The organism is Micromonospora sp. NPDC004704 (assembly GCF_053601675.1).
In genome coordinates this window covers 221,686-245,808 of the sequence record NZ_JBSGCD010000009.1, presented here as the reverse complement: position 1 = coordinate 245,808, position 24,123 = coordinate 221,686, and the positions used below count along the sequence as shown (strand labels likewise).

Below are 24,123 nucleotides of genomic sequence, written 5' to 3'. Positions count from 1 at the left end.
CCCGGACGGAGGGACACGCCAGCGTGCCGCCAGAAGCCGACCGATGCCCGCAACAGGCGGACCGGTAATCCCTACCAATGTGGTGGGGCACTGTATGGACGGGTTCCCGCCTGCGCCTATGCTGTCGGCCATGGCTCGCCGTACGGTGCCGGTCGCCCTCGGGGCCGCGACCGCCCTTCTCGCCGCCCTCGCCGGCTGCGCCCCGCAGGAAGTGGAACCGACTCCCTCCCAGCCCGCCGCCGCGTCCTGTGCGAAGGAAACGCTCACCACCAAGACGCCGGGCAAGCTGACCATCGGCACCGACGACCCGGCGTACGAGCCGTGGTTCAGGGACAACAAGCCGGACAACGGCGAGGGCTTCGAGGCGGCGGTCGCGTACGCGGTCGCGGAACGGCTCGGGTACGCCCGTACCGACGTGGTCTGGAACAGGGTCAAGTTCGAGAACGCGATCGCACCGGGGCCGAAGGACTTCGACTTCGACATCAACCAGTTCTCCATCACCGAGGAGCGCAAGCAGGCGGTCGACTTCTCCGCGCCGTACTACCTGGTCCGCCAGACGGTGATCGCGCTGAAGTCGTCGAAGATCGCCGGTAGGACCACCCTGGCCGACCTGAAGACCGCCAAGCTCGGCGCCCAGGTCGGGACCACCAGCTACCAGGCGATCACCGACGTGATCAAGCCCGGGCCGCAGCCCCAGGTGTTCAACACCAACGACGACGCTAAGAAGGCGTTGCAGAACGGGCAGATCGACGGTCTGGTGGTGGACCTGCCGACCGCGTTCTACATCACCGGTGCCGAACTCACCGACGCCACGATCGTCGGCCAGGTGCCGCAGGTCGGCGTACCGGAGACGTTCGGGCTGGTGCTCGACAAGGGATCGCGGCTGACCGGCTGCGTCGGCGGTGCGGTCACCGCGCTGCGCGAGGCGGGCACGCTCGGCGAGCTGGAGCAGAAGTGGCTCGCCCAGGTGGCGGGCGCACCCGAACTGACGTGAGCGGACCCATCCGGACCGACGACCGACCGCTCGACCACGCCCCCTCCGAGATCGCCCGCGCGCGGGCCGTCCACCGGCGCCGGCAGACGGTCCGGTCGGTGTTGGTCGCCGCGGCCTCCACCGGTGTGCTGGGCACGCTGCTGGTGGTCGCGGTCACCGGGTCGCCCGGCTGGGCCCGCGTACGGCAGTCCTTCCTCGACCTGGACATCGCCCGCGCGGCCCTGCCGGACGTGCTCACCGGGCTCTGGCTCAACGTCCGGCTGCTCTTCTTCTGTGCCCTCGGAGCGCTGGCCCTGGGCCTGGTCGTGGCGCTGCTGCGAACCCTGCGCGGACCGGTCTTCTTCCCGGTCCGGGCGCTGGCCACCGGCTACACCTACACCTTCCGCGGGCTGCCGCTGATCATCGTCCTGTACGTGTTCACCCTCGGCGTGCCGGGGCTGCGGTTGCAGGGCATGCCGCCGGTGCTGGTGCTCGGCGGGTGCGCGCTGGTGATCACGTACAGCGGTTACCTGGCGGAGGTGTTCCGGGCCGGCATCGAGTCGGTGCACCCGAGCCAGTTCGCCGCCGGCCGCTCCCTCGGGCTGACCTACCGGCAGACCATGCGGCACGTGGTGCTGCCGCAGGCCGCCCGCCGGGTGGCCCCACCGCTGCTCAACGACGTGGTGGCGCTGCAGAAGGACGTCGGGCTGGTCTCCCTGGCCGGTCCGATCGACGCGGTACGGGCAGCCCAGATCCAGACCGCCGAACACTTCAACTACACCCCGTACATCGTGGCCGGGGTGCTCTTCGTGTTGCTCGCGATCCCGCTGATCGCGGTGACCGACTGGGTGACGCTACGGGCCGCGCGCCGGCAGGCGGGGCACTGACATGACACTGACCGACCGCACCACCCCGACCCCGCAGCCGTCCGTCGAGCCGGCGGCCGGTCTGCTGTCCTGCCGGGGGCTGCGGAAGTCGTTCGGCGGGCGGACCGTCCTCGACGGGCTCGACCTGGACGTGGCCGAACACGAGGTGGTTGCCCTGATCGGGGCGTCCGGCTCGGGCAAGTCGACGCTGCTGCGCTGCCTGAACCTGCTGGAGGAGATCGACGACGGCACGATTCACCTGGACGGCGAGCACATCACCGACCCCCGGATCGACCCCGACCGGGTACGCCGCCGGATCGGCATCGTGTTCCAGTCGTACAACCTGTTCCCGCACCTGAGCGTGCTGGACAACATCACCCTGGCGCCGCTGCGGGTGCACCGGCGTACCCGTGCCGACGCCGAGGCGCAGGCCCGTGAGCTGCTCGACCGGGTGGGCCTGGCCGACAAGGCGCGGGACTATCCGGACCGGCTCTCCGGCGGGCAGCAGCAGCGGGTGGCGATCGTCCGGGCGCTGGTCAACTCGCCCCGGCTGATGCTGCTCGACGAGGTCACCTCGGCGCTCGACCCGGAACTGGTGGGTGAGGTGCTGAGCCTGATCCGGGAGCTGAAGGCGGACGGGATGACGATGGTGCTGGCCACCCACGAGATGGGTTTCGCCCGTGACGTCGCCGACCGGGTCTGCTTCCTCGACGGCGGCCGGGTGATCGAGCAGGGGCCACCGGCGCGGGTGCTGGGCGAGCCGACCGAGCCGCGTACCCGCCAGTTCCTGCGGCGGATCATCGAGGCCGGCCGGCTCTGAACCCGGCGTACGTGGGGCGGGCGGATCAGCCGCCGAAACCGACCGGGACCGTACGCTTGCCCAGCCCCCGGATCGCCAGCGCGGCGTCCAGGGCGGCGACGGTCGCGGCCCAGCCCTTGTCCTCGGCCGAACCGGGCAGACCGGCCCGGTCCCGCGCCTGTTCGAGATTGTTGACCGTGAGTACGCCCTGCCCGACCGGCTTGCCGGCGTCGAGCGCGACCCGGGTCAGCCCGTCGGTGACCGAACGGCAGACGTAGTCGAAGTGGGCGGTGTCGCCACGGATCACCACGCCGAGCGCCACCACCACGTCGCAGTCGCGGGCCAACGCCTGGGCCACGATCGGCAGCTCCACGGAGCCGGCGACCCTGGCCACCCGTACGTCCCGGACGCCGGACGCCTCCGCGGCGGCCACCGCCCGCTCGACCATGTGGTCGGTCAGTTCGGCGTGCCAGCGGGCCGCCACCACCCCGACGGTCAGCCCTGCGGCGTCCACCGCGGTCACTCCCGGTTCCCCGAAACCAGCCATCGTTACGCCGATCCTTCCGTGATCCCGTCGAGCTCACCCAGCAGGTGGCCCATCCGGTCCCGCTTGGTCCGCAGGTAGCGGACGTTCTCCGGGGTGGCCCGCACCGGCAGGCCCTCCCGCCCGGTGATGGTCAGCCCGTAACCCTCCAGCCCGGCCCGCTTGGCCGGGTTGTTGGTGAGCAGCCGCATGGAACGTACGCCCAGGTCGTAGAGGATCTGCGCACCGGTGCCGTAGTCGCGGGCGTCGGCCGGCAGGCCCAGGTCCAGGTTGGCGTCGACGGTGTCCCGGCCCTGGTCCTGCAACTGGTACGCCTGGAGCTTGTGCACCAGGCCGATGCCGCGCCCCTCGTGCCCGCGTACGTAGAGCACCACCCCGCGGCCCTCCTGCGCCACCCGAGCCAGGGCGGCCTGCAACTGCGGCCCGCAGTCGCAGCGCAGGGAGCCGAACACGTCCCCGGTGAGGCACTCGGAGTGCACCCGGACCAGTACGTCCTGCCCGTCGGCGAGGTCGCCGTAGACGAGCGCGACGTGCTCGGCTGCGTCGTTGTCGACCGTGTAGCCGAACGCCTTGAACAGCCCGTACGGGGTGGGTAGCTGCGCCTCGGCATCCTGGTGGACCTGCTTCTCGGTCCGCCGCCGGTACGCGATCAGGTCGGCGATGCTGATCAGGGTCAGCCCGTGCTCGGCGCTGAACTTCTCCAGGTCGGGCAGGCGCATCATGGTGCCGTCGTCGTTGACCAGTTCGCAGAGCACACCGGCGGGCCGCAGCCCGGCGAGCCGGGTCAGGTCGATCGCGGCCTCGGTGTGTCCTGCCCGGCGCAGCACCCCACCGGCCCGTGCCCGCAGCGGCACCACGTGCCCCGGTCGGGCCAGGTCGGTCGGCTGGGTCGCCGGGTCGGCGAGCAGCCGGATGGTGTGCGCCCGGTCGGCGGCCGAGATGCCGGTGGTGACACCCTCGCGGGCGTCCACCGTCACCGTGTACGCGGTGCCCCGCCGGTCCTGGTTGGTGTGGTACATCGGCGGCAGTTCGAGCCGGTCGGCCTCCTGCTCGGTGATCGGGGCGCAGATGTAACCCGAGGTGTACCGGACGGTGAAGGCCAGCAGTTCCGGGGTGGCCAGCTCCGCCGCGAAGATCAGGTCGCCCTCGTTCTCCCGGTCGGCGTCGTCGACCACGACCACCGGCCGTCCGGCCGCGATCTGCGCGATCGCCTCCTCGATCGGGGCGAAGACGGGGGCGGAGCCGCTGTCCGGTGCCGATTCGGTGTCGACCTCGGTCTCGGTCTGCACGAAATCCGATTCGATGACGCTCGACTCGCTCATGACATGGCCTTTCCGGTGCCGAGTAGCCGCTCGACGTACTTGGCGACGACGTCCACCTCGAGGTTGACCGGGTCGCCGATCTTCTTGTGCCCCAGCGTGGTGAGCTTGAGCGTGGTCGGGATCAGGCCGACGGCGAAGGTGTCGTCGCCGATCTCCGAGATGGTCAGGGACACTCCGTCGACGGTGATGGAGCCCTTCTCCACCGCGTAACGCGCGATGCCGGCCGGCAACGAGAACCGGACCGTCTCCCACTGCTCGGCCGGTTCCCGGCCGATGATCTCGGCGACCCCGTCGACGTGGCCCTGGACCAGGTGCCCGCCGAGCCGGGTGCCGAGCGTCGCCGCCCGTTCCAGGTTGACCGGGTCGCCGGCGCGCAGCGCGCCGAGGGAGGACCGGTTCAGAGTCTCCCCCATCACGTCGGCGGTGAACACGTCACCACCGACGTCCACCACGGTCAGACAGACGCCGTTGACCGAGATCGAGTCGCCGTGCTTGGCGTCCGAGGTGACGACCGGGCCGCGTACCGCGATCAGCGCGGAGTCCGTACCCGTGTCGGTCAGTTTCACGACCTCGCCCAGTTCCTCGACAATGCCGGTGAACATGTCTCAGCCCTCCCTCTTCCGGGGCAGCGCGGTGATCCGCAGGTCGGGGCCGACCTGCGTGATGTCGACGAAATCGAGGTCGATGACCTCGGAGATGGTGCGGGGGCCGGCGTCGGCGAGCGCGGCCGGGCCGGCGCCGAGCAGCTTCGGCGCCACGTAGCCGATGACCTTGTCGACCAGGCCGAGGGCGAGGAAGGCGCCGGCGAGGGTCGGTCCGCCCTCCAGCAGCGCGGCCCGGACGCCGCGCCGGTACAGCTCGGCGAGCAGGGCCTCCAGGTCGACCCGGTCGTCCTTGTTGGCGCCGAGGTCCGCGGTGGTCACCACCCAGGTGCGGGCGGCGCCGTCGCGCACGCGGGCATCCGCCGGGGTACGACCGGAGCTGTCCACCACCACCCGCAGCGGCTGCCGGATGGCCAGGCTGCCGTCGCGCAGGTTCCGGGCGGTCAGTCGCGGGTCGTCGGCGATGACCGTGCCGACCCCGGCGATCACCGCGTCCACGGTGCCGCGCAGGGCGTGCACGTCCATCCGGGCGGCCTCGGAGGTGATCCACATGCTGGTGCCGTCGGCGGCGGCGGAGCGCCCGTCGAGGGTCGAGGCGTACTTCCAGATGACGTACGGGCGGCCCCGGCGTACGGCGGTCAGCCAGGCGATGTTGCCGGCTTCGGCCTCGGCGGCCCGTACCCCGATCTCCACCTCGACACCGGCGGCCCGCAGGGTTTCCGCGCCACCGGAGGCGACCAGGTTCGGATCCGCCACCCCGATCACCACCCGGGCCACCCCCGCCCGGATCAGCGCGCCGGTGCACGGCCCCGTCCGGCCGGTGTGGTCGCAGGGTTCGAGGGTGACGACGGCGGTGCCGCCGCGGGCGCGCTCACCGGCCTGAGCCAGCGCGACGATCTCGGCGTGCGGGCCGCCGGCGTAAGCGTGGAAGCCCTCGCCGACCAACTCGCCGTCGGCGTCGAGCAGTACGCAGCCGACCACCGGATTGGGGCTGGTGCTGCCCAAGCCGCGGGCGGCCAGCTCGATCGCCCGACGCATCGCCGCATCGGCGGAGACGCTCACCATGTCCTGCGCCCTACTCTCCTCGCTCGTCGGTCAAACGCGCGACGAGTGGGAGGCATTCCGGCACATGACCGGCGCAGGCGGCGGCGGAGAAACCCGGGGACGGCAGAGCCGACCCCGGCAGAGTCCCGGACCGGGGCGCCCGAGGGTGCCGGCCGAGACCTGTCCGTCCCGCGCGCTGTCTCCCATCCGGACTGTCTGAGTGCGGGCAGGGAAGCCCGCGCTCAACCGTCGGCCCTGGGTTCTCACCAGGTCCACCGCTCGACACAGGGTCGATCGGGTCGCGGGCTTACCGTGGCCGAGGCCGCGGATCACCGCCGGTTCGGAATTTCACCGAGTCCCGCCAGCGCGTGGTGGGTACGTTGTGAGTCTTACACGGTTTCGGGCCTCGATCGCCATCTACGCGACCTAGTTCACAGCGCTGATCATCACCACGTCCCGCGCAATCAGGCGGGAATATTCCGGCGTCCCCGGATCAGCCCTCGACCCGGCGCCGATCGACCGCCACGTACGAGCCGGGTTGGTTCTTGGCCAGACTCTTCATCTCCGAGGCTGCGGCGATCACCTCGAGCGGGTCGGTGAACCGCCGCTCGGGCACCGACAGGGAGACCCCGATGGAGAGGGTGACCAGGTGGGCCTTTTTCACGTTGCCCCGCCGGTCCTTCAACTCGACGAAGCCGCGCTGGGCGTCGGAGGGGTCGTACAGTTCGTCGGCGGTCTTCTCGAAGTCGACCACCGCCCGCTCGGTGATCGGGCGTACCTGCTCCGGGGCGCAGACGATGACGAAGTCGTCGCCGCCGATGTGGCCGAGGAACGCCGGTGGCAACCCGACCGAGACCACCGCCCGGTGCAGGCTCCGGGCGAGGGCGCTGATGAACTCGTCGCCCCGGCTGAAGCCGTACCGGTCGTTGACGCTCTTGAACCGGTCGATGTCGACGTAGCCGACGGCGTAGTCGACGCCGCTGCGTACCCGGTCGGTGATCTCCCGGCGGACCCGGCTGTTGCCGGGCAGGCCGGTCAGCGGGGAGACCTCCCGGAATTCCTTGTTCCGGCGCAGGGTGGAGCTGACCCGGGCGATCAGCTCGGCGGTGTCGAACGGTTTGACCAGGTAGTCGTCGGCTCCGGCGGTGAGGCCGTGCACCTTGTCCACGGTCATGCCCTTGGCGGTCAGCATGATCACCGGCAGGGCGGAGGTCATCGGGTCGGCGCGCAACCGGCGGGTCAGTTCGAGCCCGTCGATCCGCGGCATCATCAGGTCGACCACGGCGAGGTCGGGGCGGTGCTCCTCGATCATCTCGAGGGCTTCCTGGCCGTCGCGGGCCTTCAGCACGTCGAAACCGTGCAGACGTAGATTGAACTCCACAAAACGGGCAATGTCGACGTCATCGTCCACCACCAGGATCACGTCCTGGCGCTCCTCGACCGGATCGACGCTCACGACCGCGCCACAGCCCGCTGTGCCAGCCCGCGCAGGTGGCCGATCGCCGCCGCCGGATCGTCCGCGCCGTACACGGCGGTGCCGGCCACGAAGGCGTCCGCACCGGCCGCCGCGGCCTGCTCGATGGTGTCGGCGGCGATCCCACCGTCGACCTCGATCCGCAGTTCGAGATGACCGGTGTCCGCGTGCCGGCGGGCCGCCCGGACCTTGTCCAGTAGCTCGGGAATGAACCGCTGACCGCCGAAACCCGCCTTGATCGTCATGATCAGCAGGGTGTCGAAGCTCGGCAGCAGGTCCAGGTACGGCTCGATCGGGGTGTCCCGGTCGATCGCCAGTCCCGCCTTCGCACCCGCCGAACGCAGGTCCTTGGCCAGCGCCACCGGGTTGTCGCACGCCTCGGCGTGGAAGGTCACGTTGTATGCCCCGGCATCGGCGTAGGCCGGCGCCCACCGCCTCGGGTCCTCGATCATGAGGTGCACGTCGAACGGCAGCGTGGTGACCGCGAGCAGGCTCTGCACCACCGGCAGCCCGATGGTCAGGTTGGGTACGAAGTGGTTGTCCATCACATCGACGTGCAGCCAGTCGGCCGCGGACTCGACCACCCTGGCCTCGTCGGCGAGATGCGCGAAATCCGCGGCGAGGATGCTGGGCGCGATGATCGGCGTCGGTGCGGTCACGGCGCCAGTCTACGAACGGACGCCACCCGTACGACACGGGCCACCACACCGTCCCACGATCGACAATCCCAAGAGCCAGACCTGCAAATCTGGCAAATAGGGCAGGTTGGGATAACTTATGGCATCACGCACCGCTCGACGCTGATGTCGAACTCTCACACGAGGCACCTCGGATCCGCTCATGGCGCTCAACGAACTGGCGGACGAACGCGCGCGACGTCGCTTCCAAACCCAACGACCAGGTCTCCGTCAGCGGTAACCGAAAGGACGCTTGGCCTGCTCGGCAACAACATGGGAAGGCAGAGATCGTGGCCCGTCTCTACATCGGTCAGTGCGACGCTACCGTCCGCTCGGCCGATGTACACCGCCGGCCACGCCCGTCCAGCCGCCGATGTGATCTCTGCCGCGTTATGGATATCAGGTCCGATTCGGCCACCAGAGATCTTCCAGACACGAACCGTCTTCAGCCCGGTGTGCTCGTACTCGGGGCGCGCGGCGACGACATGGGAACCGACGATATCGAGGACCACGTCATTGCCCGCTTCGGGAATGAAAATCGGCGGCGCGGTCAGATCGTCCAGGGCATACAGTGTCATCGGCTGACTGTAGGAGGACAAGCCCACCCACGCCCTACCGTCAATAACTCCGGTCGCGAACCCGGTGACCTTGGATAGAACCTCGGTCTCGACCTCGGCGACAAGCTTGCAATCGGGCAGTCGCCAGATCTTGAGCATCTTCCCGGGACCGAACGTGACTAGTGCCTCGCCCTGTTGCAGCCGTATCCGGGATATGCAGTGCAGATAGGCACGATGCGCGGGGATCGGCGGCGCGTGCTGGTCCCCGGTGCTGACGTTCCATTGCCGCAGGTTTCCATCTTTGACATAGGCGGAACCGGCGCCTGTCGCCGTGATGAGATCGCGACCGTCAAGCCAGGAGGCGAGCGCCTGCGTGCCCTCGATCCCAGTCTGGAGTGGAGCGGCGACCAAACCACCACTCGCGCTGTCGCGTGCGATAATCGCGCCACCCTGATCGGCGCTGACCACCACGTCGGCGGGCTCGACCGAGACGACCCGACTCACCGGCTCGTCGTGCCCTGGTGCGCGGACGACAGGCTGCTGCTCAAGGTCCCACAGGGCCACCACGCCGTCATGGGTGGACCCGGTGAGCAAGAGATCTCGGCCCTGCCACCGGACCGATTGGACCACGGACTGTCCGGCCGGCCCGGCCAGCGGAGGGCGCACCTCCTGAGACGTGTTCAGATTCCACAGGTGAATTCGCCACCGGGTGGGTACGGCCAGCGTCCCCGAGACCACAGCAAGCCTCGCGTGGGGGTCTGGCGCACTCCACATTCGCATCAACCCGTCCGGGCGCCGGTTGACGTGAGCGGTGATGGTGCCACTCGTCTGTGTACCGGTGTCCAGATCGAAGGTGGCGACCGACTTGACCTCGCTGACGAGCGTCGCGCAATCCCGGCCAGCGACCGTGGAGAGCACGACACCACGCGCCCGGCTGAACTCCTGCGGTATCCGCAGAGGCAGCCGCCGACCATCGTCCAGGTCCCACAGCGACAGGCCGTCACCTCCGGTCAGCAGGACACGGCGTCCGTCGGCCAGCAGTCCCGCAGACATCGAAAACGTCGGCGGCGTATCCATCACCCCCAGCGGCTCGCCGGAGTGCAGCGACCAGCGTTGGACGCGCCCCCGCACGTCCCGGGTCACCACCTGAGTCCGCTGACCGGACTCCACCACGTGCAACTCCTCCAGGTGATCGTCGCCCGTGTCAACCTCCCTCCGGAGCGACGAGTCCGTGACGCCCCAGATCCGCAACCACCCCTCCTCGTGACCCGAGACGAGCACCGCATCGTCGTCCATCAAGGCGAACGAGAGGCACCGCGAGGGCTCAGCGCACGGCAGGGAACGCGAGTGGCCGGACAGCACATCCCATACCCGCAACCGATAGCGCGGACCACCGCCGTACTCATCATTCTCGCCCGTGCACACCGCGATCAGCGGCCGCTGGCTGTGCACCCCCCAGGTCATCGCCAGCACGGGGCCGACATGCAGCTTCAGGTGCAGTCGCGGATCAAGATCCGTGGCACTCGCCCACTTCACTTGCCATGGCGGGGGACCCACATCCGAGCTTGCGAGTTGCTCCGCGGCGTCGACATCCCCTGTGCGAACGGCGTCGAGATAGAGCAGTTGACGCCGGTCAGTGGCATCCAACCCCGGTCGCCCCAGAGCCGACCCACCGGCTTCGATCGAATCCACCCGCCATCCTCACCGAAAATCCCGACCCCCGCGGGCAGCCCTCTTTCCGACGCCGGGCTGCCCGCCCGGACATTCGAAGCCTACCGGCATCGGGCTAATCGAATTCCTCAAGCACCCACTTGCCCGGCGAGAGCCCGTGTCTTGCGAAGGCGGCCCGTGCGATACTCTCCAACGACCTGTATCCGGGCAGGTTAGTGGGCTGGTAGTGACCCGACCAGTTGCCGAATTCAGTAATCTGACCGGCTGCGTTGACCTGAAATGTCCCCGCCATCAGGACCGACTTGCCCTCGGCCAGGCTCGTGTGCCCAGCGCTGCCATCAATGGCAAACATGTCCGAGTCCTTCATCGCTCTGAGTGACCCGTCCAGCTTGACCACGTAATGATGTTCGCCCTGCCGGAGCGTTTCTCCTGGCTTGATCCCCGCATCCGCGGGAAGCGGGCCCTGGGCTTCGGTCTGCACGCCTGGCCGATTGGGTTCCCATTCTTTGGCGCCACAGTTGTGTACGAGTACCGGCGTGGTCGCCGCGAGTACGTAGTACGTGTGGATGCCCTGCACGGTGAGGTTGTGCACGCGGCGCTGCTGAGTGAAGGGGCGAACGGAGTCGACCTGGACCCAGGTACCGGCCGAGGTCTGGAGCCACTGCCCCGGCTGGAGATCCGCCGCCTTGATCCAGTCGTCCAGACTCTCGACCCAGAAGGGGTGCCCGTCCGTGGCGATCACGGTGCCCGAGGCGTCGCCCGCGTCTCCATCGGTGTCGACCGTGACCTCGACCAGGTCCTTGTACCCCTCACCGACGATCAACGCGACGACCGGACGGGCCTCGGTCACGCCGGATTCGGGATCGGTGGCGAGGACCTCGTCACCGAGTTCGACGCTTTCGATCGGCTTGGTCGAGCCGTCTGCCATGACCACCGGTGTATCTGGTGTGAAGCTGTTCCCAACCGGGCAGGAATCGCCCGCTCCCGCCGCATCGTCGCCCTGCCTGGCCGCGGTCGCGCCCGCCTCGTCAGCCTGTGTGGCGGCGGCATCCGCCACCTCGTCCGTCTGGCGAGCCGCGGCGGCGGCCGCCTCGTCAGCCTTGGCAAGGACACGCTGGGCCCACTTCATCTCGCTGAACCAGTTCATCACCGCCTTGCCGGCCCGAACCATGGCCTCGCCGATCTTCTTCGCCTTGAAGATCTTGCCCCAGGGCAGTGCCCCGACCACGGCCATCGCGCAGGCGCCGATGTCGCCCTTCATCACGCAGTCGCGAATGTCGTTGAGGCCGAGGACTTCGAGCAGAATCTGGCCGCCGGCCTCGATCACGATGTCAAGGATCTTCTTTTCCTTGACCTTCTTCGCCTTGTCAACATCCTCCCGACTCGGCCCGGTCGGCGCCTTGGCCCCGTCCGACGGCGTCTTGTTGCGATCCGTCCCCGAGGTCTTCTTGGTCACCGGGTTGTAGGTGACCTCGCAGTCCTCGTCCACACACATCCGGAGCCCTGTCGGGTCCGTGTACGTAGCCGGCGAGTTGTTCGAGTACGCGTACCCGTGCATCTGTTGTGGGTCTTTGAAGTCGATGACCGGGTCGACCGAGATGAACCGACCCGTGGTCGAGTCGTACTCCCGCGCTCCCAGGCTGGTGAGGCCGGTCGAGGAGTCGATCGTGCCGCCGACAAAACCCTTCTGCCCCGGCCACACCGACGGCTGCGTACCGCGCGCCTGCCCGTACGGGGTGAACTTGCGGCGGGTCAGCGCGAGAGTGGACGCGTCGACGCTGGCCTGGGCGGTTCCATGGTGGTCGGCCAGCAGGAAACTGACCTGTGATCCGGTGCGGACCGCTCCGACGCCGGCGTAGTAACGGGTCCCGATCACGGCCGATGTGGCCTTGTTCAGCGTCATCTCGGTCGATCCGAGATAGAGCGTGACCGTCGTCGGGTCCCGCCGGATCAACCGGCTCCCGGAGGCGTCGTAAAGGTATTCGGTGACCTTGGTGCCCTCGGTCACCTTGCCCAGGCGTCCCTCCGCGTTCCACTCGAGGACCTGCTGGTTGCCACCGATCTTGCGGCTGGTGGTGTTGCCGGTGGCGTCGTAGTCGTACTCGTCCAACCTCTGCCCGCCGGGCAGGCCACCGGTCGGCGGGCCGGTGGTCGTCACGGACTGCAGCGTGTGCGGCTGGGCCGCACCCGCAGCCGGGTAGCTGTAGTTCGAGGTGACGTTGTTGACGGGGTTACCGGTCGTGTCGTGCTGCGTCTCGGAGAGCCGGTTGCCGACCGCGTCGAAGGTGTACGAGTGCCAGTAGGGGTTCGGCCCACCGACCGTGGCCGCCGACGGAGCCGCGGCACAGTCGTCCGTACCCGTCCAGGCGTTGGTCATCCGGCGCAGGTAGTCGTAGCTGAAGCACTGGTTGTCCGTGGTGGTGTTCTGCTCGACGTTCTTGATCTGAAGTACGTTGCCGGCCGCGTCGTAGCGGTACGTGACATCGTCCAGCCTGGTCGGCGCGGTTATCCGGTCGGTGGTGACCTGCTTGAGTCGTCGGGAGCCCTCCTCATACTGGTAGCTGAGGAAGATCTCCTTGTTGATCGCACCGAGCGTGTGTCGCAGCGGCTCGCCGTACACGGAGTAGGTCGTGGACTGGAGGTAGCGGCTCAGGCCGGTGACGCTGACCGGCATGTCCAACCCGTCGTACCCATAGGTCACGACCTCGCTTGGCAGGCCGCCGCCGCTAGGATAGGTGTTCGTCTTGGGCAGGCCGGTGGCGGCGGTGTAGCTGGCGCCGAAGCTGTACGTGCCGGCGAGCGCACCCTCGTTCGCGGGGATGGTCACCTTGGTGCCGGTCGGCTGGTAACGGAAGTTGTACCCGGTTACCTCGCTGACGTATGCGTTGGTGCCCACATAGCGGGTCGAGGAGGTGGGCAGCCCGAGCTTCAGTGTGTCGTAGGTCCAGGAGGCGGCGATGGTGCCGGTCTCCGAGCCGTAACGCATCGTGGTGGGGCGGCCGAGTTCGTCGTAGGTGTTCGCGATGGTGTTGTTGCGGGCATTGGTTGTCGACACGATCCGGCCACCATCGTCGTACCTCGTGGTGGCGGTTCCCCTGTCAGGGTCAGAACTGCTCACCATCCGGCCACGCAGGTCGTACCCGTAACTCCAGGTGTTGCCGGCCGGATCCCTGACCTGGTTGAGCCGGCCGAACCGGTCGTAGGAGTACCTGGTGGTGTCATGGTCGCCGGTCGGCGTCGTGCCCTTGTGCTGCCACAGCTCAGTGGTGCGGCCGAGGGCGTCGGTGATGGTGGTCGTGGGGGTTCCGCCGGTGGGCGGGTCGACGAAGACCCGGTCGCCGCCGTAGCTGGTGACCGTCTTCCACTTCTCCACACCGAAACTGTTGAAGATCTCGTTGGTCGGCCGGCCCATGCCGTCGTACTGGGTGACCGACTGGCTGGGGATGAACTGGTCACCCACGTAGTCGGCCAGCGTCGCCGAGGGCGCCGCGTCGTTGTGGTAGGCCCCGTTCTTCTTCCAGACCAGGCCACGGGTGTCGTAGAAGGTGTCGGTGAGGATCCGGCCGCCGCCCGAGGCCGGCTGCTGGGTCTGGCGCAGCCGCATCGTGCCGTCGTAGATCTCGTAGCCGGTCCGGTAGGAGCCGTCCTCCTTCAACGTCTCGGTGGTCACGACCACCGGCGCGTTGCGTACGACCCGGTAGGTGAAGCGGCTGTTCGGGGTGGTCGGGAAGTCGGCCTTGGCCCGGCCGGGCAACCAGACCGAGACCAGCCGGCCCATCGGGTCGTACGCCAGATCGGTACGCGCACCGTTCGGGTCGACCGTCGCGGTGTTGACCCCCCAGGCCGGCTCCATGTAGGTCGTGTTCTGGTGGCCCTTCGGGTTGGTCGTGGTGACCTGGCTGACCAGCGCGTCCGTGGCCGGGGTGTAGGCCGTGGTCGACTTGTTCCCGTAGACGTCGTACGCCTCCGTCACGCGGCCGTAGTCGTCGAAGACGGACTTCGAGGTGACCTTGTAACGGGGGCCGCCGGCCGGCCACTCCATCAGCTCCTCGACCTGGGTCACGTCGCCCTTGGTCGGAGCGGTTCCGTGGGTGGTCGAGCCGTCGTAGTACATCCGGGTGTCGGAGACGACGTCGGCCGGACGGGCCGGGGTGGTCGCACAGGCGACAGCGACCTTCTCGATCCGCTTGACCGTGGTGAGGATCCACGCGGTGGTGTTGCGGGCGTACTCGTGCCGGGTGCAGCTGTTGTCGTCGTTGCGGGCCAGGTCACCCAGGTCGCTGGTCTGGGTCGGGATGCCGTACGCGTCGAAGGTGTGCTGCACCTCCGTACGCCGCCAGGTCCCGTCGGAGAGCAGCGAGCGGGAGCGTACCGACGCCATCTGGGTCACGTACGCGACCAGCGGGGTGGTGCCGGCCCGGGCTCGGGTGGCGGTCGACGCGCTGCGCCACGGGGTGTTCAGGGTCGCCGACTGGAGGGTGCCGGCGTCGCCCGAGTAGTAGAGCGTCTCCCGGCTCATCCCCTGGTAGTCGGAGATGTCGTCGATCGAGCCGCCCTCGGAGTCGACAACCTGGACGCTGCGGCTGCCGGTGGGCTGCTTGTCGCCGTGCAGGCCGCGGAAGAACAGCGTCTCGGTCATCGAGACCGGGAACGGTGCCGCCCCGACCCGGGTACGCACCCGCGCGTACCCGCGCCACTGGCTCCAGGTGCGGTGCTCTGCCTTGGTGAACTCGCTGTCGTCGTAGCCCCAGGCCGGGTCGCCGACGTAGTCGTAGCGGGTCTCCTTGGGCACCTGCGGTGCGTTGCTGGACCTGTCCTGCTCGACCACCCGGGTCGCCACGTACTTGTGGAACCAGTCGAGCTTCGGTTGGGTCTCCCCCTCGGGCTGCCAGTAGATCGGGTAGCAGCGCATGGTGTTGTTGTGCGTCTGCGAGGGGACCACGACGGTCGGCCAGCCGCTGCACTCGCGCGACGAGTAGTCGATGCCGATGGTGGAGCCGGTCTCGGTGTTGATCTCGACGATCCGGTACCGGGTGATCGCCGGTACGCCCTCGTTGCGGTCCACCCGGTTCTGCATCAGGGTGCCGACGAAGGTCACCGCCGGGGTGCTGAGCTCGCCGCCGACCTTGCCGGTACGCGTGATCCCGGACAGCCACAGCGCCTGCGCGGTCCCGTCCCCGGTGGGCGGGAACTGGTGCGTGAAGCTCCAGGTGTTGACGTCCTGGTAGGACGCGCCGCTGCGGACCTGGGTGGTGATCGCGGTCAGCCGCTTGCGGGTCCAGAACGTGGGCGAGAAGCGGTCCGTGCACGCCTCGCCGGCCTTGCAGTTCTGGTCGATCGGCACGTCCGGCCATCGGGACGCGTTCGCCTGGGTGAACTTGCTGTCGGCGCAGTCGAAGTTGGCGTCGGGCAGGCAGCGCTCGGCGACGTTGAAGACGACCCGGGACAGCGCCGGCTTGCTGTACTCCGTACCGCTGCGCAGGCCGTACTCGATCCGGTCGAGGTAGCCGCCGCGCTCGTACTGGACGCCGGTGGTCTTGATGTTACGGCCGTAGTAGTTGTCCTCCGGCACGTAGTAGTACGCCATCGAGTTGGCGTGCGGGTCGACGACGTGGTCGAGGTTCCACCGCCAGCCCTGCTGACACGATGACGTGTCGAAGGTGCTGGTGTGGCACGGTTCCCCGGCGTGGTTACCGAAGATCGGGACGGTCCAGGTCGACCTCGTCTCCGGGTTGCCGGTGGCCCAGTTCGGCAGCCGGTTGCGGCCGAAGTAGTACTGGGTGCCGTCGGTCGTGGTGACCCGCCAGTACTCGCCGTTGTCGTCGCCGTTGACCGCGCCGGTCAGCCGCTCGACCCGGGAACCGTCGTCCTCGGACATCCGCCACGAGCCGGTCGCGTCGTCGCGGACCAGCTCGCTGTTGCGGCCGTTGAGCGACAGGGTGATGTTCTCCGACACCCAGCACTGGTCGCCGGTCTTGACGGTGTTGTTGGCGCCCGAGCCCATGTCCTCGGCGCACGCCTTGTAGCGACGCTCGACGAAACCGGGCGAGTAGTCCCAGCCGTCGCCGATCCAGGAGGGCTGGTTGTTGGTCGCGACCATGCGGCCGTCGATGCTGCCGGAGGAGTAGCCGAGGCCGATCTGCGGCGCCGGGCCGCCGGCCGAGGGCGGCAGTTCCATCGGGTACGACCAGGAGAAGTCACCGGAGGAGCTGCCGGCGCTCCAGGAGCCGCTGGGGGCGAGCGAGGTGGCGGCGTAGCTGCCGCCGGTGCCGGCGGAGCCGGCGGCGAGGGCGACCAGTGCCGAGGGGGCGGCGGCGCGTGCGTTGGCCGAGGTGGTCAGGTCGATCTCGGCGGAGGCTGCCGCCAGCTTCTGGTCGTTGCGCGTCGGCAGCACCGTACGCTGCTGACACTCGGCCAGTTCGGGTGTGGTCAGGGCACATTCGGGGAGTTGGACCAGGCGCAGCCGGGAGGACCAGTCGGCGCCGTACGCCTCCTTGAACCCGCTGTAGTCCACCTCCACGGAGACCCGTCCGGCGCGACCGTCGTCGCTGCGCAGGGCGAAGAGCAGACCGCGTACGGCAGCCCGCTCGGTGCGGGGCCGGTCCTGCACCTCGACCCGTACCCGTGCCGGTCCTGCGGCGGCGGTCGCCGCCCGGCCCGTTGCCCGCGCGGGGATTCCCACCTTGACCGGGGTGTCCCCGACCCGTGCGGTGCCGCCGGCCGGCAGCGCGGCGGTGGCGGTCGCGGCGTCGGGCCACGTCACCGGTTTGGGCTTGACCGGGGCGGTGGCCTTGCGCACGACCGCCTGGGCGGGGACGTCCCGCATCGGAACCGAGGGTTCCTGTTGCAGCTCGGGCAGGTCCACAGTGGGGGGTGCCGCCTGCGCCCGGACCGGGGTGAGCACGCTGAGCAGCATGACCAGCGCCAGCAGCGGCGAGAGGCGTCGGACGAGGCGGCTCCGCGCGGTGAACACCCGGCGCCGGGCGCCGGTGAACAACGGCCGGCGGGCCGGTATGGGCAGCATGAATCGACCAGGTGTCACTGGAAGCCTCCCCCGTGGAAGTCACGACTGTCGATTTGGGCGCGACAGCGCGAGGAACACCGTACGTCGGTTGATCATCACGCACAAGAGTTGAATAAGTCACTGGCATCAATGCGCCGGTTGCCCTGCGCAGTCCACTTTGTCGGACTGTTCATGACGAAGTGAGTCTTGTAAGGAGCGGTGTGTGACTGGTTGACTGCCCATCGCCGCCCGGGACGACGATGGCCCCGGGGCAACGGGGAGGTCCTGATGTCACGTCATCGGGCGCTGTCGCGCGCCCTCTCGCTGCTCACCGTCACCGCCACGATCGCCACCGTCGGCGCCGTGGCCGTGGGATCCACATCCGCCTCGGCCCAGCCGACCACGCCGGCCAGTCCCACCGCCGGCACCGACGACGACCAGGCCTGGTACGCCACCGAACCCGCCGCCCTCGCCGCCGCCCGCAGCTCCGGCAAGCGCATCGAGGTCGACGCGCTGACCACCGAAACCCAGCAGGTCTTCGCCAACCCCGGGGGCACGTTCACCCTCGAACAGCGGGTCCGGCCGGTCCGGGTCAAGCGCGGGAACACCTGGGCTCCGGTGGACACCACCCTGGTCGTCGGCCCGGACGGACGGATCGCCCCCAGGGTGACCGCGGTCGGTCTGAGCTTCTCCGGCGGCGGGGACCCGACGCTGGTCAAGCTCGACCGCGACGGCAGGGAACTGCGGATGGGTTGGAAGGCGCCGCTGCCGCGCCCGACCCTGTCCGGGGACAGCGCCACCTACGCCAACGTGCTGCCCGACGTCGACCTGGTGGTCAAGGCCGATGTGGAGGGCTTCTCCGAGGTCCTGGTGGTCAAGACCCCGCAGGCCGCGGCCAACCCCGAACTGGCCACCCTCCGGTTCGACCTCGGCACCACCGGGCTCACCCTGAACACCGACAACGCCGACAACATCACCGCGTACAACAGCGACGGCAAGATGGTGTTCACCGCACCGACACCGCGCATGTGGGACTCCTCCGGTCAGGCCGATCCCGGACTCTCCGCGCAGGCCCGTACGTTCGACACCAACGTCGGGGCGCACCAGGCGGCCATGGACACCACCGTGACCCCCGGCGCGCTCTCGCTGACGCCGGACCAGAACCTGCTCCGGGGCAGCGGTACGAAGTACCCGGTCTACCTCGACCCGTCCTTCGTCAGCGGCGGCCGGCTCGCCTGGACCTCGGTCTGGAAGTCGTTCCCGACCACCAAGTACTGGAACTCCTCCGACATCGCCCGGGTGGGCCACTCCGACACCGACAACCTGGTCAACCGGTCCTTCTTCCGGTTGGACACCAGCCGGGTCAAGGGCAAGAACATCATCCGGGCGACCTTCCAGGCGTACGAGACGCACTCCTGGTCCTGCAACGCCCGACCGGTCGAGCTGTGGCACACCGGCGGGATCAGCTCGTCGACGACCTGGAACAGCCAGCCCTCCTGGATGACCAAGCTCGCCACGGTGAACGTGGCCAAGGGGTACAACTCCTCGTGTCCGGGTGGCGGGGTCGACTTCGACGCCACCGGTGGCGTACGGGTCTCGGCCGCCGCCAACGCCGGGGAGGTCACCCTGGGTCTGCGGGCCAGCAGCGAGACCGACACCCTGGGCTGGAAGAAGTTCCAGAACAACCCGACCCTGGCGATCGAGTACAACTCGAACCCGTCGGTTCCCACCGGCCTGGTGACCACCCCCGGGGTGGCCTGCGCCGGAGGCAAGATCGGCAACACCGACCTCACGCTGCGCGCGGTACCCAGTGACGCCGACGGCGGCAACGTCACCGCGGAGTTCAACTACTGGCCGGTCGGCGGCGCCACCGTGGTGCGCAACGTGACCGTCTCCAACGGCCTCCAGGCCAGCACCATCCTGCTCAAGACCGGCCTGGTAGACGGCACCACCTACAACTGGCGGGTCCGTACCCGCGACGCCGACGGGGCCAACTCGGGCTGGTCCGGCACCTGCGCCTTCACGGTTGACCGGACGATGCCGAGCGCGGACGTCGACGTCACCTCCGCCCAGTACCCGGACTACGACCCGAGCGGCCTGTCCAGCACCGTGCCCGCCGGCATCCCCGGCCAGTTCACCATCAGCGCCAAGGGCAACACCGACATCGTCGGCTTCTACGTCGCGATCGACAACGACGCACCGAGCCAGTACGTCGCCGCCAACGTCCCCGGCGGTACGGCGACCGTCACGCTGATCCCCACCCAGACCGGCCCGGGAACGCTCTATGTACGCACCTTCGACGGGGTGAACCCGTCGGTCACCACCGACACCGACCACACCTTCTTCGCCACCCCACCGATCGGGCCGCAGTCCAAGCGCGGCGACCTGAACACCGACGGCAAGGTCGACCTGCTCGGCCGGACTCCCTCCGGCGACCTCTGCTTCTACATCGGCAACACCGCCGGGGACTTCCGCACCGGAACCTGCACGAAGATCGACAGCAACCGCCAGGGCTGGCTGCACATCCTGCGCCCGGGTGACTGGGACGGTGACGGCTGGAGCGACCTGCTGGTCGTCGAGGCCGACGGCGACCTCGTCTACCACTACGGTGCCGGCGCCGGCAGCTTCAGCCGCGAGGCGGTCGAGATCATCACGGACTGGGACGCCGACGGCAATCCGGTCAAGACCAGCGGGTGGAACCAGTACAACCTGGTTGTCGCGCCCGGCGACTGGGACGGTGACGGCGCCCCCGACCTGATCGCCCGCAAGAGCACCGGTGAGGTCGTGCTGCACCGGGGCAACGGGTTCGGCGGCTGGGCCGACGAGTCCGCCGCCGTACGCCTCGGCTGGGGGATCTGGCAGGCGTACGACAGCATCGTCGGACCGGGCGACGTGGACGGTGACGGAGCCGTCGACCTGTACGCACGCAAGTCGAACGGCGAACTGTTCCTGATCCGGGGCAACGGCAAGGGCGGCTTCCGTACGCCGACCGGGATCACGTACACGACCTGGCAGACCGGGGTGAACGTACGCCAGCCGAACGCCACCTGCGACGCCTCACCGGGTGTCGCGAACTGCCCGACGGTCATCGACACCCTCAACCCGACCGAACGGTTCCGGCCGATCTGCCAGCGCAAGGGCGAGTACCAGGGCGCGAACCCGTACTGGGTGTCCGTCGTGACACCGCGCAACAAGACCGGGTGGATCTCGGCGTACCTGGTCGACTACGCCGAGAACCAGCTCGCGGACGTGCCGAACTGCGCCCGGCCGGCGGCCACCACCTACACCGTCTGGGTCGACGGGGTGAACGTCGGCACCACCAACGCGGCCTGCGAGGCTTCCCCGAGCACCACCACCTGCGCCACCCCGATCGACGTGCTGAACAACGGTGACATGTTCACCCCGGTCTGCCAGCGCCTCGGGCAGACCGTCAGCGGCAACCCGTACTGGGTCTACGGCGTGACGTCACACGGCTCCACCGGCTGGATCGCGAACTGGTGGATGGACTATCCCGACAACCGGCTGCCCTACCTCGCGCTCTGCGGCGACTACGGCGCCGCGCTGGCGGGCACCGGCTGGAACATCTTCACCGTCGGTCTGGTCGCTCCCGGCGACATCAACAACGACAACAAGAACGACCTGCTCGGGGTGAAGGCCAACGGCGATCTCCAGGCCTACTACGGCACCAACACCGCCGGCCAGTTCTCCAACCCCAGCGGCGGAACCCTCATCGGCACCGGCTGGAACGGCTTCAACAAGGTCCTCTGACCCTCGGGGTGGGGCGCCGGTCCGACGGGGCCGGCGCCGCACTCCCCGGTGCTAGCATGCGACGTGCTTGACACCCCCACTGTTTCCGCCGCGTCCGCGGAGGAGTCTGCTCCGGCCCGCCCGGAGGCTTCTGCGGAGCCGACCGCTGCCCGCCGGGCCGACATCCGGCTCTACTGGTCCGTCGCCGGACTGGTGATTCTCCTCGGCGCGGCGCTCCGGGTGCGGCAGTGGATGTTCGGTCGGGGCATGTGGGGCGACGAACTGTTCATCGCGCACAACATCCACGACCGGAACTTCGAACTCCTGCTCCGTCCGCTGACCTACTCGCAGTCGGCGCCGATCGGCTGGCTGTGGCTCGAGCGCATCGCGCTGCTCGCCTTCGGTGCCGGCGAACAGGCACTGCGACTGGTGCCGCTGCTCTACGGACTGGCGTTGCTGCCGCTCGTCGCGTACTTCGGTTGGCGCCTGATGTCGAAGCCCGCGGCCTGGGCGACGATCACCCTGGTCGCGGTCGCACCCCAACTGATCGCCTACTCGAACCAGGTCAAGCAGTACAGCAGCGAGGCCTTCTGGGTGACGTTGATCGTCTGCATCGCCGTACTGCTGGCGCAGCACGACCGGCTGTCCTGGCGCGCGGGCATCGTCTTCTGGGTGGCCGCCGCGGTCGGGGTCACGATGAGCGCGCTGGCGATTCCGGTTGCGGGCGCGCTCGCCGTGTTGCTGGTGCTGCAACGGCTGGCCGAGCGGGGGCGGACCCGGCAGGAGCGCCTGCGCAACGTCGGTCGGTTCATGGCCGCCATTCCGGTCTGGCTGGTTCTGCTGGTGACCATGGGACTGCCCATGTACCGCGCCAGCCAGGCCGACCCTCTGCTCCGCGCGTTCTGGGAGCGGGCGCACGTCTACCCGGAGCGTCCGCTCACGGACCTTCCGGCGACCTGGGCGTGGTTCTCCGACAAGGTCACGGGCCTTGGTACGGATCCGTTGGAAATGTGGTCGCTGACCCTGTTCCTCCTGATCCTGCTCCTCGGCGCGGTGTTGTGCTGGCGGCGCATCGGTGGCCTGAGTGTGGCGATGCTGTTGCTCCCCATCGCCGTCGGTCTGGGCGGTGGTGCCGTTTCCGCCTACCCGCTGACCGGCCGCCTCGCCGTGTACGCCGTGCCCACGCTCATCATCCTGGTGGGCTTCGCCGCCTCGTCACCGTCAGCCGCATCGCCACCGTCAGCCGCATCGCCGTCCTCGGCCGCGTCGCCGCCGTTGGCCACGAGGTCCGTGCTCGGCTGGGTGCGGTGCGCGGTGGCGTTGGTCGGCATCGTCGCGCTCATGGGACCGCAACTGCGTACCGACGTCGATGGTCTGCGAGACCCGGCGAGCGCCTACATGATCGGCTCCGGTGGGAACCTGTCCGAGTACCGGGAAGCCCTCCGGTACGTGGCGGACCACAAACAGCCCGGCGACGCCTTTTTTGTCAGCCGGGAGTCGTGGACCGCGCAGTCCTACTACGGCCCGACCGACGACGGCATCATCTACCCGGCCGAGGCGGGTGCCTGCCCGGGGGTGAGCGCGGCAACGCAGTTGGCCGGACGTACGCGGCTGTGGCTCTTCGAGACCACCGACTACACCGACGCGGAGAACAAGGTCCTCAACGAGCGCCTGGGTAGGGGCGCCACCTTGTCCGAACACCTTTTCCGCGGTGCCCGGGTACTGCTCATCGAGCTACCGACCGGGAGCACCGCCGGCACCGACATCTGCATCCTGTAGCCGACCGGCCGTCGCCCGGCACCACCGCCGGTGCCGGGATGCCAGCCCGCCGCTACCGGGGCGCGTACCGGTATGCTGCTCGGCCGATGGCCTTCGGCGCCCGGCAGGGGCGCGGTAGCCGGCCGTCGGGTCCCCGGGGAGGACAAAACAGATGCGACGTTGGTTGACCGCGGTGGCTCTCGGTGGCATGGCGGCCCTCGTACTGAGCGGTTGTGCCCTGCCCGAAGGTGTCGACGGCGACCTGACCGACGACTGGGCCACGATCGGGGCTCCGGTCAGTTTCACCCCACCGGCCGGCACCTGCCACCCACGGCCGGTGGACGTCGGTTACCTGAGTTCCTACCAGCCGGTCGACTGTGGACAGTTGCACGACGCCGAGACGGTGCACGTGGGCACCTTCGGCGGGGCCGACGCTGATCGGACCAGTCCCCCGGCGGAGGGGTCACCCAGCATGCGGGCGGCTCGGGGCGAGTGCGACGGCAAGGTCAACGAGTTCGTCGGGGGAGACTGGCGTGGCGGCCGGCTCTCGGTGAGCGTGGTGCCACCGTCGAGCTACGCGTGGGAAGGCGGCGCCCGCTGGTTCCGGTGCGATCTGGTGGAGACCGGGGGTCTGGACAACCCCGACGTGGTGAGCCGTTACCTCAGCCTCAAGGGCGCCCTGACCACCCAGCACGGTCTGGCGTACGGCTGCTTCACGCCGAAGCTGGTGAAGGACGACATCGACCAGATGCAGCCGGTCGCCTGCACGGCTAAGCACAACAGCGAGTTCGCCGGGATCTGGACCGCGCCGGACGTCCCGTACGACGCGTTCCGCAAGGACGACGCCCGCACCGAGAAGGGGTGCATGGGTGTCATCGCCACCTTCACCAAGGTGCCCAACAACAGCGACCTGAAGTACCGCACGGGCTGGATCTTCTACTACCCCAGCGAGGCCGACTGGGACGCCGGCAACCGCGGGGTGCAGTGCTTCCTCTGGATCGACGGTCGTTCTCTGACCCGGTCCCTGAAGGGTGCCGGGCCGGGCGCGCTGCCGATCAACTGACGCACCACCACGGTCGAGAGACA

General features: G+C 69.0%; 14 protein-coding genes and 1 riboswitch. Of the genes, 6 read left to right on the top strand and 8 right to left on the bottom strand.

The window, feature by feature from the left end:
* Positions 1–130 precede the first annotated feature (130 nt).
* Genes ACWEFB_RS15865 through ACWEFB_RS15855 form a run of 3 tightly spaced genes read left to right on the top strand, consistent with a single transcriptional unit; the run spans position 131 to position 2,659 of the window.
* Positions 131–994 carry an ABC transporter substrate-binding protein gene (locus tag ACWEFB_RS15865; protein ID WP_452285984.1) on the top strand — a complete coding sequence of 288 codons (864 nt, stop codon included), beginning with the start codon at positions 131–133 and terminating at the stop codon, positions 992–994.
* On the top strand, positions 991–1,860 hold the full coding sequence (locus ACWEFB_RS15860) for an ABC transporter permease subunit (protein ID WP_442792033.1): 870 nt from the start codon (positions 991–993) through the stop codon (positions 1,858–1,860). Before ACWEFB_RS15865 ends, ACWEFB_RS15860 begins: the two co-directional genes overlap by 4 nt.
* Position 1,861: 1 nt before the next feature.
* Positions 1,862–2,659, top strand: coding sequence for an amino acid ABC transporter ATP-binding protein (locus tag ACWEFB_RS15855; protein WP_452285982.1), 798 nt, complete (start codon positions 1,862–1,864; stop codon positions 2,657–2,659).
* A gap of 25 nt (positions 2,660–2,684) precedes the next feature.
* Here the strand turns inward: ACWEFB_RS15855 and ribH are convergent, their stop codons facing one another.
* The 8 genes from ribH to ACWEFB_RS15815 all read right to left on the bottom strand — a co-directional run bounded on the left by ribH (position 2,685) and on the right by ACWEFB_RS15815 (position 17,571).
* Positions 2,685–3,185: a 6,7-dimethyl-8-ribityllumazine synthase gene (gene ribH / locus ACWEFB_RS15850; protein ID WP_326559425.1), complete on the bottom strand. Its 501-nt coding sequence runs from the start codon at positions 3,183–3,185 to the stop codon at positions 2,685–2,687.
* A gap of 2 nt (positions 3,186–3,187) precedes the next feature.
* Positions 3,188–4,504, bottom strand: a complete 1,317-nt coding sequence (locus tag ACWEFB_RS15845) for a bifunctional 3,4-dihydroxy-2-butanone-4-phosphate synthase/GTP cyclohydrolase II (protein ID WP_452285980.1) — start codon at positions 4,502–4,504, stop codon at positions 3,188–3,190.
* Positions 4,501–5,106, bottom strand: coding sequence for a riboflavin synthase (locus tag ACWEFB_RS15840; RefSeq protein WP_326559427.1), 606 nt, complete (start codon positions 5,104–5,106; stop codon positions 4,501–4,503). The genes ACWEFB_RS15845 and ACWEFB_RS15840 overlap by 4 nt, the downstream gene beginning before the upstream one ends.
* Before the next feature lie 3 nt (positions 5,107–5,109).
* Positions 5,110–6,171 carry a bifunctional diaminohydroxyphosphoribosylaminopyrimidine deaminase/5-amino-6-(5-phosphoribosylamino)uracil reductase RibD gene (gene ribD / locus ACWEFB_RS15835; RefSeq protein ID WP_452285978.1) on the bottom strand — a complete coding sequence of 354 codons (1,062 nt, stop codon included), beginning with the start codon at positions 6,169–6,171 and terminating at the stop codon, positions 5,110–5,112.
* Between the two features lie 170 nt (positions 6,172–6,341).
* Positions 6,342–6,520: riboswitch (FMN riboswitch) on the bottom strand.
* A 123-nt stretch (positions 6,521–6,643) separates the two neighbouring features.
* The gene (locus tag ACWEFB_RS15830) at positions 6,644–7,606 is read right to left on the bottom strand and encodes a GGDEF domain-containing response regulator (RefSeq protein WP_452285976.1); all 963 of its coding nucleotides are present in this window, start codon (positions 7,604–7,606) and stop codon (positions 6,644–6,646) included.
* Positions 7,603–8,283, bottom strand: a complete 681-nt coding sequence (gene rpe, locus ACWEFB_RS15825) for a ribulose-phosphate 3-epimerase (RefSeq protein WP_452285974.1) — start codon at positions 8,281–8,283, stop codon at positions 7,603–7,605. Before rpe ends, ACWEFB_RS15830 begins: the two co-directional genes overlap by 4 nt.
* 188 nt (positions 8,284–8,471) lie before the next feature.
* Positions 8,472–10,550 carry a WD40 repeat domain-containing protein gene (locus ACWEFB_RS15820; RefSeq protein ID WP_452285972.1) on the bottom strand — a complete coding sequence of 693 codons (2,079 nt, stop codon included), beginning with the start codon at positions 10,548–10,550 and terminating at the stop codon, positions 8,472–8,474.
* A gap of 94 nt (positions 10,551–10,644) precedes the next feature.
* On the bottom strand, positions 10,645–17,571 hold the full coding sequence (locus ACWEFB_RS15815) for a polymorphic toxin-type HINT domain-containing protein (protein WP_452285970.1): 6,927 nt from the start codon (positions 17,569–17,571) through the stop codon (positions 10,645–10,647).
* Between the two features lie 249 nt (positions 17,572–17,820).
* Between ACWEFB_RS15815 and ACWEFB_RS15810 the strand changes: the two genes are divergently transcribed.
* The 3 genes from ACWEFB_RS15810 to ACWEFB_RS15800 all read left to right on the top strand — a co-directional run bounded on the left by ACWEFB_RS15810 (position 17,821) and on the right by ACWEFB_RS15800 (position 24,100).
* Entirely contained in the window at positions 17,821–21,300 is a 3,480-nt protein-coding gene (locus tag ACWEFB_RS15810) for an FG-GAP-like repeat-containing protein (protein ID WP_452285968.1), read from the top strand.
* A gap of 63 nt (positions 21,301–21,363) precedes the next feature.
* The gene (locus tag ACWEFB_RS15805; RefSeq protein ID WP_452285966.1) at positions 21,364–23,058 is read left to right on the top strand and encodes a glycosyltransferase family 39 protein; all 1,695 of its coding nucleotides are present in this window, start codon (positions 21,364–21,366) and stop codon (positions 23,056–23,058) included.
* 151 nt (positions 23,059–23,209) lie between these two features.
* Positions 23,210–24,100 (top strand): septum formation family protein, encoded by an 891-nt coding sequence (locus tag ACWEFB_RS15800; RefSeq protein WP_452285964.1) that lies wholly within the window; start codon positions 23,210–23,212, stop codon positions 24,098–24,100.
* Positions 24,101–24,123 lie beyond the last annotated feature (23 nt).

Coding starts and splice junctions, on each gene's coding strand:
- ACWEFB_RS15865 (WP_452285984.1), top strand. CDS start 131: ATGGCTCGCCGTACGGTGCCGGTCGCCCTCGGGGCCGCGACCGCCCTT.
- ACWEFB_RS15855 (WP_452285982.1), top strand. CDS start 1,862: ATGACACTGACCGACCGCACCACCCCGACCCCGCAGCCGTCCGTCGAG.
- ribH (WP_326559425.1), bottom strand. CDS start 3,185: ATGGCTGGTTTCGGGGAACCGGGAGTGACCGCGGTGGACGCCGCAGGG.
- ACWEFB_RS15845 (WP_452285980.1), bottom strand. CDS start 4,504: ATGAGCGAGTCGAGCGTCATCGAATCGGATTTCGTGCAGACCGAGACC.
- ACWEFB_RS15840 (WP_326559427.1), bottom strand. CDS start 5,106: ATGTTCACCGGCATTGTCGAGGAACTGGGCGAGGTCGTGAAACTGACC.
- ribD (WP_452285978.1), bottom strand. CDS start 6,171: ATGGTGAGCGTCTCCGCCGATGCGGCGATGCGTCGGGCGATCGAGCTG.
- ACWEFB_RS15810 (WP_452285968.1), top strand. CDS start 17,821: ATGTCACGTCATCGGGCGCTGTCGCGCGCCCTCTCGCTGCTCACCGTC.
- ACWEFB_RS15800 (WP_452285964.1), top strand. CDS start 23,210: ATGCGACGTTGGTTGACCGCGGTGGCTCTCGGTGGCATGGCGGCCCTC.